We start from the raw sequence: 17827 nt of genomic DNA, 5'->3' as shown, positions 1-17827 counted from the left end.
TAATGAGTAATCAACTTTACATCAACGAAATTCAGGCTCTTTTTGATGCGGTACAGAAGTCAAAGATCTTTGAAGATCAAAAAATGATGACAGATGCAGTTCCGTTGTTTCCGATTGCTGAAATCAATGCAAAATATGAGCAAGAGAAAAGTTCTGATGGTTTTGACCTAAGAAGTTTTGTGATGACCCATTTTGATTTTTTAGGAGCAAGAGTTTCTGTTCGGAAAGAAGATCATCTTCCCATTGGGCAGCATATCGAAAAGCTTTGGGATGAGCTGACCCGTACAGCTTATGAAGAAAAAGGAACGCTTTTGAAATTACCCAAACCCTATATTGTTCCGGGTGGACGTTTTAATGAGTTTTTCTATTGGGACAGCTATTTTATCATGCTTGGATTACAGGTTTCCGGTAGAGTGGAAATGATGGAGAATATTGTGGACAACTGTTCTTATCTCATTCAAAATGTTGGATTTGTACCCAATGCAAGCAGAACCCATTTTTTAAGTCGTTCACAGCCACCGTACTTTTCGCTGATGCTGGAGCTTCTTGCTGAGACTACAAATGATGAAACCATTTATACCCGATATCATGATACTTTAGAGAAAGAATATACTTTCTGGATGGATGGGAAAGAAAAAGTTGAAAGAGGTTCAGGTCTCCAACGAGTGGTAAAAACCAATGATGGAGATATTTTGAACAGATATTACGATGCAGCAAACGAACCGCGTCCTGAAAGTTATTTAATTGATATTGAAGATCATGAAAATGCTTCAGGAGAAGAATTTTACAGAAATATAAGAAGCGCATGCGAATCCGGCTGGGATTTTTCCAGCAGATGGTTTGCAGACGGAGATCACATACAGACAATCGAAACGCTGAACCTTGCAGAGGTAGATTTAAATAGCCTTTTATGGCATTTGGAAACAACCCTGGCCAAATCTTCAGCACTTCAGAATCTGAAAGAAAAAGAAAATTATTTTACCGAAAGAGCAGCAAGCCGAAGACATATGATCAATAAATACTTCTGGGATGAAAAGACTAAGATTTACAGAGATTATCATATTATAAAAAACACAAACACACCGTCTGAACATATTGCTGCTCTTTACCCTTTATTCCTTGGAATTGCAGATAAGCAACAAGCCGAAGCTATGGCTAAGGCTATCTCTGAGAAGTTTTTATATCAGGGAGGGCTTGTGACTACTACCAAAAAATCTGGTCAGCAATGGGATTTACCGAATGCCTGGGCACCTTATCAATGGCTTGGCTTTAAAGCAATGAAGAACTATGGCTTTGATGAATTGGCAGAAAGTATTAAAAATAACTGGTGTTCTAACGTAGAAAGGGTTTATAAAAACACAGGGAAACTGATGGAAAAATACAATGCATTAGATACAGAAACGATAGCAGGAGGTGGGGAATACCCCAATCAGGATGGATTCGGTTGGACCAATGGAGTGTATTTAAAACTACAACAAAACTGAAACTAACAATAAAAAATATGGCTATGAAAAAAAAATCAATCTTTTTAATCGCCGCAACAGCTACATTATACTTTAATAATGCTTATGCTCAGGAAACTCCGCAAGATTCCGCAAAGGTTTCCTCTATCGATCAGATTGTGATTACGGGTAACTCCAATCCCAAGAAAAAAATAGAATCCAGTACTGCTATTTCAACGTTCAGTGCCAAGGAAATTCAAAAACAAAACCCAATTAGTGCAGCCGCCTTGTTACAAAGGGTTCCCGGATTTGCTGTGGAAACATCAGGTGGTGAAGTAGGAAATAACCTTTTTGCAAGGGGGATTCCATCTGCAGGAGCTTACGAGTTTGTGCAGGTACAGGAAGATGGTCTTCCGGTTTTTGAGGATGGGGCACTTCAGTTTGCCAATGCAGATAATTTTTTCCGTGTAGATAATACAGTGAGCCGTCTGGAGGCTTTAAGAGGAGGTTCGGGTTCCATTTATGCCAATAACTCTCCCGGAGGGCTTATCAACTTTATTTCGAAAGAAGGAACTAATGATTTTAAAGGAACAGCCAAGCTTGAAACCAGTACATACGGATTAATACGTACAGATCTTAATCTTGGTGGAGCTTTGGTGAAAGATAAACTATTTTTCAATGTCGGAGGATTTTACAGATCTGATGATGGTATCAGAAAAACAGGATTTAAAGCCAATAACGGAGGTCAGATCAGAATGAACCTTAAGTATGTCTTTGATAAAGGCTATGCTAAAGTTTACTATAAAAAATTAGATGACAGGAATACATTTTTCCTTCCGATTCCATTAACGCAGGATGGAGATAAATTAAAAGGGTTCCAAGGTTTTGATCCTAATTATGGAACCTATAGTTACAGAGCAATCAGCCAGCTCAATATTCCACAGGCCGGAGGTGGTTTTTTCAATAGAAATCTGGAAGACGGAATTCATCCAAAGGTAGATGTACTAGGGGCAGAATTTAAATATGATCTGGGAAATAATTTCAGTGTTTTAAATAAAACCCGATATACCAATATTGATATGAACTATACAGGTATTTTCCCAGCCGGAGCACCCAAAACAGGTGCTGATTTCGCAAAGGATATGAAAATGGCCAATTATCAATATTCATTAGTAAGTACGGGAGCAGTTGTTAATCCTGAGTTTGTACAAAAATTAGGATTCTGGGCAATTGATAAGCAGATGAATAACTTTGTGAATGATCTTCAGTTCAATTATAAATTTGATAAAGGAAATGTAACAGCAGGTTTTTATAAATCAAACTGGAAGTCCCATCAATACTGGAACTGGAGTAATATTCTGGCTACTGCAACAGACCGCCCTGAGCTGTTGAACCTGGTAGATCCATCTCTTAGCCCAAGCAGTGTGGGGTATTCTAAAACCTATAACGGAGTTACGGACATGTCTACTTTGGTAAGAGATTCACAAATTCAGGGAAGCTTAAATGATCTTTATTTAAACCTAGATTATAATGTAACCGATGCATTAAGTTTTAATGGAGGAATTCGTTACAGCAGAGATTATTACAGAGGATATAAAGTAAATACGACAAGAGCCAACCTTAATAATTCTGGTTTAACAGTGGATGGAACTCATGGTTTTGAAACCACTACGGCAGATGATAACATGAATGTTCTGGGAAATCAGTTTAATTATTGGTATTATGATATCAATAAAGTGTCTTATACCTTGGCATCCAATTATAAGATTAATCGTGAAAATGCGGTGTATGCCCGTTTCTCTCATGGTTTCAGATCTCCAAATGAAGAAGCATATTACAATAATATATCAGATCTTAGCGTAATAAAACCCGTGTTGACCAATCAGTTGGAAGTTGGGTATAAATATTACTCGCGTACATTTGATATTGCTGTGATTCCTTTTTACTCAGCTCTTAAAAATCTTTCATTTACAGATGTTTATATAGATGGAACATCTGAAAATAAATTTGCCAATACCACTAACTTTGGGGTAGAGATTGAAGGATATGCGAGATTATTCAATAATATCTTTGAAGTCACTTTTAACGGAACAGTTCAGAGTCCGAAATACAAAGACTTCAAGGGTAGAAATGGTGACGGAACTGCATTTGATTACAGTGGAAATACGGTAAGAAGAATTCCTAAGTTTTACTTCAACATCTCTCCGGCGGTGAATATCACGAAAGAATGGCGAGCGTATGTAAGTATGAACTATTATGGAAAGCGTTTCCAGGATGAAGGGAATACCGATGAAAATAAACTGCCATCATTCACAGAATTTGGAGCAGGAATGTCTTATCAGCTTGGAAAAATTCGTTTTGCTGTAGACGGTACCAATATCTTTAATACCATTGGAATTACAGAGGGCGATCCTAGATCTCCGGCAGGATCAGGAACCAATATCAGAATGGCAAGACCAATTATGGGAGCTGCTGCCAGAGCTTCAATCACATTAGATTTCTAAACTCTATTTCTTTATAACACGAAACCGTCAGGAAAACACATCCTGACGGTTTCTATTTGTTGTTTGCATATCTCAAAAAAATGAAATCTGCTTTATCTGTAAAATCAACGAAAGGAAAACATTATATTCTCCTAACCTTTAAATTTTGTTTGCTATTTTAAAAACGGATTATATTGTTTTTCAAAACCTATTGAAGTAGGATTTCCATGACCCGAGAAGACCTGTGTGTCAGAATCTAAAACGAAAAGTTTAGTTTTTATTCCATCAATCAATTGTTCATAGTTTCCTTTGTAAAGGTCTGTTCTACCGATACTTCCCTCAAAAAGAACATCACCGGAAATCATAAATTTTTGATTTTCATTGTGATAAACAACACTTCCAGGAGAATGTCCCGGAACATGATAAATCTTGAATTTTTCACCATCCAGATCCAACTCATCCTCCTCCTTTACATATTCCACATCCACTTTTACAGGGTCAACAGAAAAGCCAAATCTCATTCCACTAGCCTGAAGCATATCCAGAACCTCCTGATCCTCCTGATGCATAGATACAGGAACTTTAAAAGTGTCAAATGCCCACTGAAGCCCTAAAACATGATCAATATGAGCATGGGTTAAAAGAATTTTCTGAATTTTCAGCTCGTGATCTTTGATAAAATTATCAATGGCCTGAGTTTCCTGAGCATTCATATTTCCCGGATCAATTAACCAGGCATTCTTGTTTTCGTTGTAAATGATATATGTATTTTCGCTGGCAAAGTTGAATACGAAACCTTGAATCTGAAGCATAATCTGAATATTTTTTATTCAAAAATACGATATTATTAAGAAAATGGCTATTTTTCGTTATCTTCGTCATAATGAAAACTTTGCGAATACTTTTACTCTCCTTGGGTGGGCTGGTTTACGGACAAAATATCCAAAGTATCCAGTTGTTCAACCCTCAGACGAATGATGAAACTCCGGTAATAAAGTTCGGTGAACAATTGGTTTTGAGCTTTGATGACCTTACCAATGGCAGCGAAATCTATAGATATACCATTAAACATTACGACAGAAACTGGAATGATGACAACCTGTTTTTCACAGAGTTCGCCAATGGAACCATGAATGCGCTTCTGGATAAATTTCAATACTCTTTCAATACATTACAGGCCTATACTCATTACAAACTAACGTTCCCGAATGATAAGATACAACCAAAAGTATCGGGGAATTTTGAGCTGATTGTGTACAAGGATTCTGCAGATAAACCTCTTTTCAAAAGAAGATTTTATTTGGTAGAAGACATTGCGTCTGTAGGATTAAATGTTTCTAGGATTGCGGATGCAAAGAATCCCAATCTGAACCAGAGGGTAGAAGTAAAAGCTTCACCAAAAGGAGGAGATCTTTCTTCCAATGTGAATTCCATATCATTAAATGTGATGCAGAATAACAACCCGAATATGGTTATTTCTAATCAGAAACCAAGTACTGTTTTAGGAAATCAAATGCTTTTCCAGCAAATGAACCTTACCTTTCCGGGAGACAATGAATTCTATTATTTTGATAATAAAAACATGACTATCGCTGCAGACATGGTTCGTGCAGTAGAGGTAAAGGATGATGGCAATTATACCTATTTGCATCCGGTGTGGGCATTTCCTTTAAACTATCAGTATCAGCCCGATGTAAACGGAGCTTGGTATTACAGAAGAAATGATCTGGGAAGAGAAAGAGATGCAGAAAGGGAAGCCGATTATTCTTGGGTATATTTTTATCTGGAATCAGAACCGGTGGATAAAGAAATTTATGTTCTTGGCGGATTTAATAATTTTCAGGCTAGCAAAGAAAATCAGATGCAGTACGATGCCGCAGGTAAACAATATGTGGCTAAGATTTTCCTGAAGCAAGGTTTTTATAACTATATTTTAGCAACGAAGCAAGGTAATGGCCCATTGGATTTTGGTGAAGTAAACGGTAATTTCTGGCAGACAGATAACCTTTACCAGGCATTTCTATATTACGCTCCTTTTGGAAGAAACTATGATGGTTTAATAGGATATGGGGAATTCAGAACTCCAATTAGAAAATAATTCCTTTTTTAATTAAACTGTATAAAATATTTTTTGGCTGTCTCCATTGAGATAGCCTTTTTTTTTACATAATTGTTGACTGATAGAATTATTTCCAGTTTAATGTTTTGCATAACGAAAAAAAAATAATTCACAAAAAGATGATTTTTATTAAATTAATTAATGAAAATTTCAAATAATAATAAAATTATGTTTAATTATTTCTCTTCTTTTTAAAATCATCATTGTGTTATGTTTAATGATTTATATTTTCTATTGAATTTTAATTAAATTATATATCATTTTGTTGTGAAAAATTTATAAATTCGTTTTCACATCAAACCAATATTATTATGAAAACAAAATTTATCCTAGCAGCAAGTGTTGCAGCTTGCTCTTTTGCTTTTGGACAAAACACACCATCAAAAGTAGTTCCTGGTAAAAGCGGACTGCATGCAGAGTTTATGAGATTTGAAAAAGATGGACCTACTTTTCAAGGAAGTCCGGTTTTATTCAATGAAGCTTCCCAGCGACTTTCTTCCGGAGAATCCCGTAAGATTGGATTAGAAAAAGATGGATTAGGTTTTGAAACCCACAGATTTCAACAAACGGTCAATGGAATTCCTGTAGAATACGGAATGATGGCTGTACAAACCAAAGACGGTAAAATTGTAGGAGAGTCCGGAAAATGGATTCTTGATGTTCCACAGGGAATAGAGAAGAAATCCAATATTTCTGAAAGTACTGCATTACAAAGTGCACTTTCCTTTGTGGGAGCAGATAAATACAAATGGCAAAATAAAGAAGAGGAAGATTTTATTAAAAAAGAATCTGGTGACGATAAGGCCAGTTTTACCCCTAAAGGTGAGATTGTCTATTATTCAGAGCCTACAGATGAAAGCTTAAAAGAGCTTAAACTCGCTTATAAATTTGATATTTATGCAGAAAAACCATTAAGCAGACAATATGTTTTTGTAGATGCAAAGAATGGTAAAGTCTTGGGAGTAGATGCCATTATTCACGATGTAAATGCTCCGGGAACGGCTACTACAGGATACAGTGGAAGCAGAAATATTGTAGCTGATTCTTATAATGGAAGTTACAGGCTGAGAGAAACCGGTAGAAATGGAGGAACAGCTGTAGAGACCTATAATTTGAAAAAAGGAACCAATTATTCTTCTGCAGTAGATTTTACAGATACTGACAATGTATGGAATAATGTGAATACCAATAAAGATCAGTATGCTACCGATGCCCATTGGGGAGCAGAAATGACGCTGGATTATTTCTATACAAAATTTGGTAGAAAAAGTATTGACAACAATAACTTTGCTATAAAATCATATGTTCATTATTCAACCAATTATTTTAATGCATTTTGGGATGGATCTAGAATGACTTACGGTGACGGAAGTTCTTCTACTAATGGAGGTAAGCCCCTAACTGCCCTGGATGTTTGCGGTCATGAAATTACCCACGGAATGACTTCTAAAACAGCAAATCTTGTTTATCAGAGAGAGCCTGGAGCTTTAAATGAAGGATTCTCGGATATTTTTGGAAATACAATAGAAAAATGGGCTAGACCAAGCCAGGCAAGCTGGACATTGGGAGAGGACTTCAGCTATGTGATCAGAAATATGGCAAATCCTAATGCTTATAGCCAGCCGGATACTTATATGGGAACTTACTGGAAAACAACTACCACTTCAGGATGTGCCAGCCCTAGCCAATCTAATGATTATTGCGGAGTTCACACCAATTCAGGAGTGCTTAATTTTTGGTACTACTTATTGGTAACAGGAGGAACAGGAACCAATGATAAAGGTTTTGCTTATAATGTTTCCGGAATCGGGTTAGATAAAGCAGGAGCAATTGCTTACAGAACTTTAACTACTTATCTTACTTCCTCATCTACTTATGCTAATGCAAGAACGTATTCTCTTCAGTCAGCTGCAGATTTATACGGAGCAGGTAGTAATGAAGTAACACAGGTTACCAATGCATGGAATGCAGTAGGTGTTGGTGGTGGTACCTCTCCGGCAGGATTAGTAGCAACAGCAGCAAAAGAATCACGTTATACCATTAGTCCAAATCCGGCAACAGACAGATTTACAGTTGCATTTGATGGAAAAGCTGGTAAAGGAACTGTAGAATTGGTAAGCTTAACAGGGAAAAAGGAGATCTCCGAAAGAGTTATCCTTACTGATGGAGCAAACAAAATTAATATACAGCTTCCTACCAATATGCTTCCAGGAGTTTATGTTGTAACAGTGAACGGACAAACTGCAGGAAATCTTATCAAAAAATAAACTTTAATATATTCCAAAGAAAAGGCCGTAGAAATATTCTGCGGCCTTTTTGTATATTTTGGGTGAATGAATTATACCAAATAAAAATCATTCAGTTTTTCTTCACAAAGTGTCTTTACTACTTCTATCCATCGGTCTTCATCATTTAAACAAGGAATATATTGGAACGTTTCTCCACCTCCATGCATGAACTGCTCTTTCCCTTCCACAGAAATTTCCTCAAGGGTTTCAAGACAGTCTGAAACAAATGCAGGACAAACAATGGCTAGATTTTTCACACCTTTTTTAGGAATAGTTTCCAGAGTTTCATCCGTGTAAGGTTCAATCCATTTATCTTTTCCTAATCTTGATTGGAAAGAAACGATGGTTTTTTCTTTTGGAAGTCCCATTTTGGCAATCACAGCCTCAGTGGTTTTATAACATTGGTGTCTGTAGCAATAAGCATTGTGAGTATCTACCTGACTGTTGATGCAATTGGCATCATCAATTTTACAAGTGTTAGACGGATCTGTTTTGTAAAGATGTCTTTCAGGAACTCCATGGTAAGAAAACTGTAGAGCATCAAAATTTTCAGGAAGCTTTTCCTTAATACTTTCTGCAAGACAATTAATATAAATATCCCTATTGTAAAAAGGCTGAATATAATTAATCTTCACCTTTGGGAATTTTTTCTTTCTCACTTCCTCTGCTTTTTCAATAACAGTTTCCGTGGTACTCATTGCATATTGAGGATACAAAGGAAAAAGAACAATTTCAGAAATACCCTGATCCACCAGTTTTTGAATTCCGGTTTCAATACTTGGTTCTGCATATCTCATCCCGATTTCCACAGGAACATCTACTAATTTCTGAAGTTTTTTCTGAATCCTTTCAGTAATAAAGATCAATGGTGAACCCTCATCTGTCCATACCGTTTTATAAGCTTCAGCAGACTTGGCAGGTCTTGTTTTCAGGATAACACCCTGAACAAGAAGAGCACGGAAAATCCAACGGTAATCGATTACTCTTTCATCCATTAAAAATTCGTCAAGATATTCTTTTACATCGTTTACTTCAGTAGATCTCGGAGATCCGAGATTGACTAGTAAAATTCCTTTTTTATTCAATGTTTTTAATTTTAATTATGAAACAGAATCGTTGAAATCTGTTACTAATTTTGATACTTTAGCAAAGGTATTACTTTCAACCATGCCATCATTACTGAACTTACCTTTTATCCCCTTTATCAAAAGCTGATGTTTATCATTAGTTTTTGCTCCAAGAGTCTTTAAAAGCAATAATAATTCTTCATGACCTTTTTCACCACTAGCAGAACCTGTAATAAAAGCAACAGGTTTGTCCGAGAAAACATTGGTGGAAACACACCATTCCAGTAAGTTCTTTAGTCTGCTCGGAATACTGAAAATATATTCCGGAGTAGAAAATAGTACTCCCGCCGAATGATTAATGCTCTCCCTGATTTTCACAACTTCCTCAGGGGTATCAACATCCGTTAAGGATGTATCAAAATGAGGAAGAATAGATAGATCATCACACATCAGGAAATTAATATTGGGATTCTTTTCCAATACCTGTTCCATCAGTTTCTGATTGCTGGAGTCTTTTGTAGCACTTCCAACAATTATCAGAATTTTCTTTCGGGAGATCATGAAGTATATGTTATCCGTTTACAGCTTCCACTCTTTCTACAAGATCCGGAACAAATTGTTTCAAGATATTCTCAATACCATTCTTTAAAGTAGCAGTAGAACTAGGACATCCTGAGCAAGCTCCCTGTAAAAGCATTCTTGCCGTCTTGGTAGATTCATCATATTCCATTAAAGAAATTTTTCCACCATCATTTTCCACAGCAGGAGCCACATATTCATTTAAGATATCAGAAATTTTCTGCTCATCATCCGTATAATCTCTGTTGATGATTTTCTCAACAGGATTTTCGTGTTTTTGAGGTTCAACATTAGAAATTTCACCTCCATTTTGAAGATAATCAGAGATAAGAGCACGAACAGTACTCATTACTTCATGCCATTCTACAGAATGATTTTTCGTAACTGCCACAAAGTTATCTGAAATAAAAACCTCTGTTGCAAAGTCAAACTCATTGAAGATAGCTGCTGCCAAAGGAACTTCGGTTGCTGCTTCTCTTGATTTTACCTCTACAAACCCCTCCATAAGCAATTTGCTGGAAACAAATTTCATTACATTTGGGTTAGGTGTCATTTCTGAATAGATCTGATACATTTCTTTTTTCTTCTGAAGATAAAGTCTAGGATTAGCCAATAACTCATCTTCAATTACATTTTTCAGACTTTCAGCTACATGTTCCCATTCTATGGTATCCTGCTTAGCTACTGCTACAAAATTAGCCGTAATGAAAATTCTTTCCACAAACGGATAATTGAAAAGCTCCTGTGCCAAAGGAATTTCTGAAACATCTGAAGTTCTGTCCAATTCTAAAGACCCGGGAATCAAGTTGTAATCTGCAACAAATTTCATCACTTTTGGGTTTTCGGTTGGTTCTATAAGTACGGTACGCATTTTTTCGTTAAATTTGAGATACAAAAATACGCATTAGAAGTCAGAAGCTGAAAATTGAGAGTTAGATTTTTGCTATCGCTTTAATTTAGAAGTTAGATACTAAAAATTAAAACATAGTAAATCATAATTTTCAAACAGGCTTATTTTCAAATTTCAAATTAAAACTATGGCACTAATAAAAGAACTTTTAGGGAAAAGCCCACAGATCGGAGAGAACACTTTTTTAGCTGAAACGGCTACTATTATCGGAGATGTTACCATGGGAAAAGATTGTAGCGTTTGGTACAATGCTGTGATCCGTGGAGATGTTCATTATATTAAAATGGGAAACAAGGTGAATGTTCAGGATAATGCAATGCTGCACTGTACCTATCAGAAACATCCTCTGAATATCGGGAATAATGTTTCCATCGGACACAATGCAATTGTTCACGGATGTACTATTCATGATAATGTATTGATTGGAATGGGAGCTATTGTTATGGATGATTGTCTGGTTGAGGAAAATTCAATTGTAGGAGCGGGTTCAGTGGTAACACAGGGAACTCACATCAAATCCGGAGAAGTTTGGGGAGGTGTTCCTGCTAAAAAAATTAAAGACATCAATGCTCAGTTACTGGAAGGCGAAGTCAACAGAATTGCAGATAACTATGTGAAGTATTCGTCTTGGTATAAAGAAAATGTAAAAGATTACGAGTTGTAGAATTCGGGTTTAGAGGGTAAGGTTCAAGATTTAAAGCTTACGTGCTAAATATTGCCCCCTTATCTTCATCTCTAGAGTCTTACTTTTCAGATATAAGTAAAAATCCCGTTCTTAGGAACGGGATTTTTGTTGATTTGATTATAGAACCTTTGCTTTATTTTTAATTATCATCAGGAGTGATAAGTCTTACTTTCCCGTGGATGCACTTTAGAGAAGTTGGAGGTGTAATCACCATACAATCAGAGGTAATATTATATTTTTCATTAAAAATCCTTACCTTATCTGTATATTCATTAATCCTAGGTAGAATACTGGACTCTATCTTTTTAGAATAGGCGATATATTGCTGAGGTCCACCACAGGCTTTTACTCCCATGGGAGCAAATGTCCACTCACTGGCATCCGTACATTTTTCTCCTGTTGCTTCAGATTCGATGGAGGCTTTTAACTTATCCAGTTGGGCCTGATCATATTTCTGACTGTCTTCATCAGCAGGTCGGTTTGCAATATCTACAGGAAGATTGGTATTAAGATTCTTCGACGAATTACAGGAAACCAGAGCTATTGTAGTACAGAATACTACTGCTGAAATATAGAGTAAATTTTTTTTCACAATAGACTTTTTTCTTTTTAAGAATTTTCAAAACTTATGCCAAGGTAAGAAATTCAAATTCATTTCCGTATTTTTGACGACGATGAACAATCATTTTTTTGACTTAATAGAGTATACCAATAGAAGTGTTTTCCTTACCGGGAAAGCGGGAACGGGGAAAACAACGTTTCTTAATGATTTTGTAAGACGAACCAAGAAGAAGCATATTGTAATTGCTCCTACAGGAATTGCTGCCATTAATGCAGGAGGAGTGACTATTCACTCCATGTTTGGACTACCATTAAGAACCTTTTTGCCTACAACAGAAAGAATAGATACCAGTTTGGCTAATAATATTGCTGATCTGATGCCTCATTTCAAATATAGAAAAGATAAGCTCAAGCTTTTAAGAGAGGTTGAGATCATCATCATTGATGAGGTTTCCATGTTGAGGGCTGATGTTCTGGACATGATGGATTTTTCCTTAAGATTTATCAGAAGAAATAATCAAAGGTTTGGTGGAGTACAAATGTTATTCATCGGGGATTTATTTCAGCTTCCACCAGTGGTAAGAGATGAGCATATTCTGAAAATGTATTACAATTCGCCATTCTTTTTCGATAGCCATGCCATTAAAGATATTCCGATTGTTACGATCGAACTGACAAAGGTTTACAGGCAATCTGATGAAGAATTTTTGGAGATTTTGAATGCTATTCGTGATGGTGATGTTGCCAATATAGATTTTGATCATCTCAACAAAAGATATGATCCTGATTTTGATATGGGGAAAGAATCCTATGTCTATCTATGTTCACACAATAAAATGGCGGATGAGATCAATCAGGAAAAATTAACGGAAATAAAAGTTGATGCTCAAACCTACGAAGCAAAATTGGTAGGAGACTTTAAGGAAAATCAATTTCCCAATGAACAGTTTTTAGAATTAAAAATTGGTGCTCAGGTGATGTTCATCAGAAATGATATTTCCGGAGAAAAGAAATATTTCAATGGTAAATTGGGGGAAATCATTGGTCTTGATGAAAATGAAATCCGTGTAGTTCTTGATGGAAATGAAAGAGAGATTACAGTAAAAAGAGAAACCTGGGAACAGAAAAAATATTTTCTAGATACGGATAAAACCATTAAGGAAGAGGTTTTGGGAAGCTTTGAACAATTCCCGATTAAATTAGCCTGGGCCGTTACCATCCATAAAAGTCAGGGATTAACATTTGATAAAGTAATTATTGACGCAGGGAAAAGTTTTACGGCTGGTCAGGTATATGTTGCCTTATCACGTTGTAGAACACTGGAGGGAATTGTTTTAAAATCTAAAATTACTCCAGAAGTGATCTTTAAGGATAATAGAATTTTACATTTCCATACCGATACAGTGGCAAATGATCACGTAGAATCTATTTTGAATCAGGAAAAATATGATTACAGCATCAGAAAAGTACTTCGTACTGTGGATTGCCAGTGGTTTTTAAAAGAAGTTGAGGATTGGAATAAACTTTCCATTGTGACTAAAAATATTGATCACGTAAAGACCAATCAATTGTATCTTCAATTAAAACATGAAGCAACTAATCTCGGAAAAATCTTTGAAAAGTTAGAAAGGGTAATCTTTCAGAAAGTTAATAATTTCATTGAACAAAAAGAAGAATGGACGGAGATTGAAAGTAAGTCGAAAGGAGCCGTTAATTTCTTTTTTACTGAAACCAGAAATAAAATCTTTGATCCGTTGAAAGAGTTCTATGCTGAAATAAAAGGAGCAAAAGGTCTGAAGCAATACAACGAAGAATTCAAAGGCTGGCTTGAGGATACTGAAGAATATCTGAATAGTCTGAAAGAAATTCATCTTCTTGATACAAAACTTTTAGATGAAAAAAATGATAAAGAAGTCAGTCTGAAAATAGCTAAAGTTCCATCACAGGTTTTAACTTTTCAATTATTTGAACAAGGTAAAACCATTGGGGAAATTGCCTTGGAAAGAGGATTGGTAAAAGAAACCGTCATCGGGCATCTTGCCAAGTTTGCAGAACAGGGATTACTGGATATTTCAAGAGTAATTGTTTCGGATAAAATCAAGGCTTTTGAGACAGAGTTTTACAAAAATCCACATGAAACCTTAACCGAATGGAAGAATGCATTGCCAAGCAATTTTGAGTTTAATGAGATCAGAATTTTGATCAATCATTATAATTATAAAAAGGAAAAGAATTCGTAAAGAATTCTTTTCCTGCTTTAAGCCTTTTATATTGAATATTATGGATACATCGTATTGATCGTATTGATATCTCCGGTTGTAAATCCTGTTCTATTATATGTAAAGGTTGTATTATTCGCTCTTTTAATGGTGGGTTGTCCATTTTTAGAGTAAGAATTTGGCCAATACATCATCACCGAATTAATATTGAAAGGACCTATATCTGTTCCTGAATTGTAAATATTGAAATTATAAGCCTGTCCATCCTGAATGTTACCCCACTGAATACTAAGATACTGATCTCTGTCTTTACGGGAATGTTCGTGATAAAGTCCCACTGTATGTCCCATTTCATGAATGACTGATCCTACAGAAATGTACTGATCCAAAGAAACAGTCTGCTTTCCACCCTGATAACCGATATGTGCCCATCCATCTGCTCCAGATGAGCTTCCAAAAATAAATTCTACATAATTACTCTGATTGGTACGAGGAATCCATTGGGTATTTGTTTTGGAGTTATATTCACTAACAGCCGTATTGATTTTATTTACGTTGATAGAGCCCATATTGCCTGCAATAGTATAATAAATTTTACCTCCGGGCCATCTTGAGAAACTGGCACCTCCTTTATGGGATGAACGCTCTTCCGTTAACTGCTGGTCTGTAAGAACGATATCTCCCTGAAAGAAATTCATTCCATCTTTTTTCTCATAAGTAATCTCCTGACCATTCAGTTGGCCCTTTATAACGTTTTCCATATTGGAGGCTGTTGTTTGTGCCTCTGTTGCAATCTCTTCATTATTTTTACTACAAGAAATGAATGTAGCTGCAACAATAAAACTCATGAAGATTGTTCTTTTAGTCAACATCTTCGGAGAAAATAAGTCATTAAGTTGTTTGTTCATATCAATATTTTTAAAATGGTTTCAAAATGTTATCTGTTTAATTTTCAAATACTAATATAATAATTTATTTCTCTTATTGATGATTTATATATGTTAAAATGTTTTGTTTTTTAATGATTATTAATTTCTTGTGTACTACGGGAGAAATATGGAATCATAAAGAATTCCCTTACTGTACATTACTTTAATGGATAATCGAGAGAAGAAGAATAAGTAATAAAAAAGAGATTTTGACAGTGGCCAAAATCTCTTTTATTTTCATGAAAGAAAATCACAATTACTTTTTAGACATTGCTTCAAAATACATCTTCACATATTCCCAGTTTTGATCCCTTTTAGAATGGTATCCGATGAATCTTTTTTCCCTGTCTTCAATTTCATGAGGAAGCTCAACGAACTCTGTAGCGATTTTTGTGGTGTCATCTTCTTTTGCATAAAAGATGATTTCATATATATTTTTGTGAAGAGTGATTCCTGTGATCTTAATGGTAGCCACTTTCATAATTCTTTGGATGATGATGACCATCAATTGTTGTAGATTCTCTTCATCATTTTCAATATCATCAAATTTTTTCAAATCAATTCGCCAGCACCAGCTAAAGTCACTTTTTTGGGTATCGTCGATTATACTTTTATTGATCCATAATTCAAAAGGTTGATTGTCGATGTTGAATATTCTTCTTTTGAATTTTACTTCTCCTTTCATAAGTTTATATACTATTAGTTTTTCAAATATAATAAAGATAATGGTTAGAAAATTTTTATTTCTCCCTCGCACAAGGTTTCGTAATCACAATACATAGAATCATGCCCATTATTCAATGCCCATTCATGGGAATAGATAAAAGATATATAACTCCCAATATAAGGCCTGGTTTTTTTATTAATCTCAGCATGTTTATACTCTATCCATATCAATAAAGAATCATTTTCTTTAGGTTGATAATTTTCAAATACAGCTTTTGAATTGAGTAAGGATAGGATGGGCTCATACGATAATCCATTAGACAATTGAAAGCTTGAAGATTTATGCTGAAAATCAATCCCGTTATATTCTTCCATTTTCAGAAATCGCGATAATCTCCACAATATAAAGGTTTCTTCATATTGAGATTTTGTTAGCTTGATTTTATTCTTTCTTGTATTCTTATTGTGAATTGCTTTTCTGCCATCCATTGAAGCCTCCAACTCTTTCATGATAAAATCAATTCTGGATTCTGAATTTGTCATGGTTTTCTTCAATTGATTTGACAGTTTTTAATTTTTCCTATAGGCTCCAAATATACAAAATGAATTAAAAACGATAGGCTCAAAAATGTATAAGTAAAATCGATTAAATAAAAATTGAATTTCAATAGTTTTTCCCTGAACTAAGCGATCAATCCTATCAATTACAAAAAGTAACTAATGCAGTTTTTATGTTTTAAATTTGTTTGTTTTTAAAAACCCAATTTAGAATTATGAAATCAACAAAGGAGATTTCATATCACCTTTAGAAAATTAGCCTTTCAATATGAAAAATTTTGAAATTTCTGTTTTAGATCTTGCACCAGTAAAGCAAGATAAGAGCATTCATGATACTTTTCAGGACAGTTTGTCCTTGGCCAATCACACTGAAAACTTAGATTATAAAAGATTTTGGCTGGCTGAGCACCACAATATGGAAAGCATTGCCAGTTCTGCAACCTCAGTTTTAATTGGTTTCATTGCCAATGGAACAAAAAAAATAAGAGTAGGTTCAGGAGGAATAATGCTTCCAAATCACAGTTCCCTAATTATTGCCGAACAATTCGGCACATTGGAGTCTCTTTTTCCCGGAAGAATTGATCTTGGGGTAGGGAGAGCGCCGGGAACTGATGGTTTAACAGCTCAGGCATTAGGTAGAAATCCAGCAATCATTAATGAACAGTTTCCTAGACAGATTCTGGAACTTCAAAGGTATTTTTCCAAGGAAAATTCTGATGCAATGGTTCGTGCTATTCCTGGAGAGGGATTAGATATTCCTATTTATATTTTAGGATCAAGTACGGATAGTGCCTGGTTGGCGGCTGAGTTTGGTCTGCCATATGCTTTTGCCGGACATTTTGCTCCGGAACAGATGGAAATGGCTTTTAAAATTTACAGAGAACATTTTCAACCTTCAAAACATCTGGCTCAACCTTATATCATTGCCTGTGTAAACGGAGTAGCAGCGGAGACTACGGAAGAAGCACATCTAATTTCGACTACTTTATTTCAGGCATTCATCAATATTGTAAGAAATGACAGAAAGCCTTTTGCGCCGCCTGTAGATGATATGGATGAAATCTGGTCACCAATGGAAAAATCTATGGTTTTACAGAAGCTGAGATATACTTTTATAGGGGATCAGGTGGAAGTTCAGGAAAAGCTTAAGGATTTTCAGGAAAAATTCAATGTAGATGAGCTCATGATCAATTCACATATTTACGGTCATCAGAAAAGATTAAGATCCTACGAGATTTTCAGAGATGCTGTGAACTCTTTATTCAAAGCGTAATAAACCATTCATATTAATTGGCAGATGCTTATTTTTATGAGTATCTTT

General features: G+C 35.4%; 15 protein-coding genes. 7 read left to right on the top strand and 8 right to left on the bottom strand.

The genetic code is table 11. The features are described 5' to 3' along the window. The first annotated feature begins 2 nt into the window (after positions 1–2). Entirely contained in the window at positions 3–1484 is a 1482-nt protein-coding gene (locus C1638_RS13900; RefSeq protein ID WP_109621911.1) for a trehalase family glycosidase, read from the top strand. A 23-nt stretch (positions 1485–1507) separates the two neighbouring features. Next, positions 1508–3946: a TonB-dependent receptor gene (locus C1638_RS13895; RefSeq protein WP_109622504.1), complete on the top strand. Its 2439-nt coding sequence runs from the start codon at positions 1508–1510 to the stop codon at positions 3944–3946. A 152-nt stretch (positions 3947–4098) separates the two neighbouring features. Here the strand turns inward: C1638_RS13895 and C1638_RS13890 are convergent, their stop codons facing one another. Further along, positions 4099–4737 carry an MBL fold metallo-hydrolase gene (locus C1638_RS13890; protein ID WP_109621909.1) on the bottom strand — a complete coding sequence of 213 codons (639 nt, stop codon included), beginning with the start codon at positions 4735–4737 and terminating at the stop codon, positions 4099–4101. A 71-nt stretch (positions 4738–4808) separates the two neighbouring features. On the opposite strand from C1638_RS13890, the gene C1638_RS13885 reads away from it, so the two are divergent. Further along, positions 4809–6023, top strand: coding sequence for a type IX secretion system plug protein (locus C1638_RS13885; protein WP_109621908.1), 1215 nt, complete (start codon positions 4809–4811; stop codon positions 6021–6023). A 332-nt stretch (positions 6024–6355) separates the two neighbouring features. After that, complete coding sequence (locus tag C1638_RS13880; RefSeq protein ID WP_109621906.1) at positions 6356–8311, top strand: M4 family metallopeptidase; 1956 nt, start codon at positions 6356–6358, stop codon at positions 8309–8311. Between the two features lie 71 nt (positions 8312–8382). Here C1638_RS13880 and hemH read toward each other — a convergent pair whose 3' ends face one another. Genes hemH through C1638_RS13865 form a run of 3 tightly spaced genes read right to left on the bottom strand, consistent with a single transcriptional unit; the run spans position 8383 to position 10849 of the window. Further along, positions 8383–9417 (bottom strand): ferrochelatase, encoded by a 1035-nt coding sequence (gene hemH / locus C1638_RS13875; protein WP_109621904.1) that lies wholly within the window; start codon positions 9415–9417, stop codon positions 8383–8385. Positions 9418–9432: 15 nt separating this feature from the next. Next, a complete protein-coding gene (locus C1638_RS13870; RefSeq protein ID WP_109621902.1) occupies positions 9433–9960 on the bottom strand; it encodes an NADPH-dependent FMN reductase in 528 nt (175 codons plus the stop codon). A gap of 10 nt (positions 9961–9970) precedes the next feature. Then, positions 9971–10849, bottom strand: coding sequence for a NifU family protein (locus C1638_RS13865; protein ID WP_109621900.1), 879 nt, complete (start codon positions 10847–10849; stop codon positions 9971–9973). Between the two features lie 166 nt (positions 10850–11015). Here C1638_RS13865 and C1638_RS13860 point away from each other — a divergent pair, with 166 nt between their 5' ends. Continuing rightward, entirely contained in the window at positions 11016–11552 is a 537-nt protein-coding gene (locus C1638_RS13860) for a gamma carbonic anhydrase family protein (protein WP_076354499.1), read from the top strand. A gap of 160 nt (positions 11553–11712) precedes the next feature. Here the strand turns inward: C1638_RS13860 and C1638_RS13855 are convergent, their stop codons facing one another. Continuing rightward, entirely contained in the window at positions 11713–12165 is a 453-nt protein-coding gene (locus C1638_RS13855; protein ID WP_109621898.1) for a peptidylprolyl isomerase PrsA family protein, read from the bottom strand. Positions 12166–12247: 82 nt separating this feature from the next. On the opposite strand from C1638_RS13855, the gene C1638_RS13850 reads away from it, so the two are divergent. Next, positions 12248–14374, top strand: a complete 2127-nt coding sequence (locus C1638_RS13850; RefSeq protein ID WP_109621896.1) for a helix-turn-helix domain-containing protein — start codon at positions 12248–12250, stop codon at positions 14372–14374. A gap of 38 nt (positions 14375–14412) precedes the next feature. Here C1638_RS13850 and C1638_RS13845 read toward each other — a convergent pair whose 3' ends face one another. The 3 genes from C1638_RS13845 to C1638_RS13835 form a co-directional block, all read right to left on the bottom strand. Further along, entirely contained in the window at positions 14413–15261 is an 849-nt protein-coding gene (locus tag C1638_RS13845; RefSeq protein ID WP_109621894.1) for a M12 family metallopeptidase, read from the bottom strand. 277 nt (positions 15262–15538) lie between these two features. Beyond that, a complete protein-coding gene (locus tag C1638_RS13840) occupies positions 15539–15967 on the bottom strand; it encodes a hypothetical protein (RefSeq protein WP_109621891.1) in 429 nt (142 codons plus the stop codon). A 44-nt stretch (positions 15968–16011) separates the two neighbouring features. Next, a complete protein-coding gene (locus C1638_RS13835) occupies positions 16012–16491 on the bottom strand; it encodes a hypothetical protein (RefSeq protein ID WP_123838379.1) in 480 nt (159 codons plus the stop codon). A 283-nt stretch (positions 16492–16774) separates the two neighbouring features. Here C1638_RS13835 and C1638_RS13830 point away from each other — a divergent pair, with 283 nt between their 5' ends. After that, on the top strand, positions 16775–17779 hold the full coding sequence (locus C1638_RS13830) for an LLM class flavin-dependent oxidoreductase (protein WP_109621887.1): 1005 nt from the start codon (positions 16775–16777) through the stop codon (positions 17777–17779). Positions 17780–17827 lie beyond the last annotated feature (48 nt).

Source organism: Chryseobacterium oncorhynchi, assembly GCF_002899895.1.
Taxonomy (GTDB): domain Bacteria; phylum Bacteroidota; class Bacteroidia; order Flavobacteriales; family Weeksellaceae; genus Chryseobacterium; species Chryseobacterium oncorhynchi.
The sequence above is the reverse complement of the archived record's forward strand: the minus strand, read 5'-3'. Positions and strand labels throughout refer to the sequence as shown.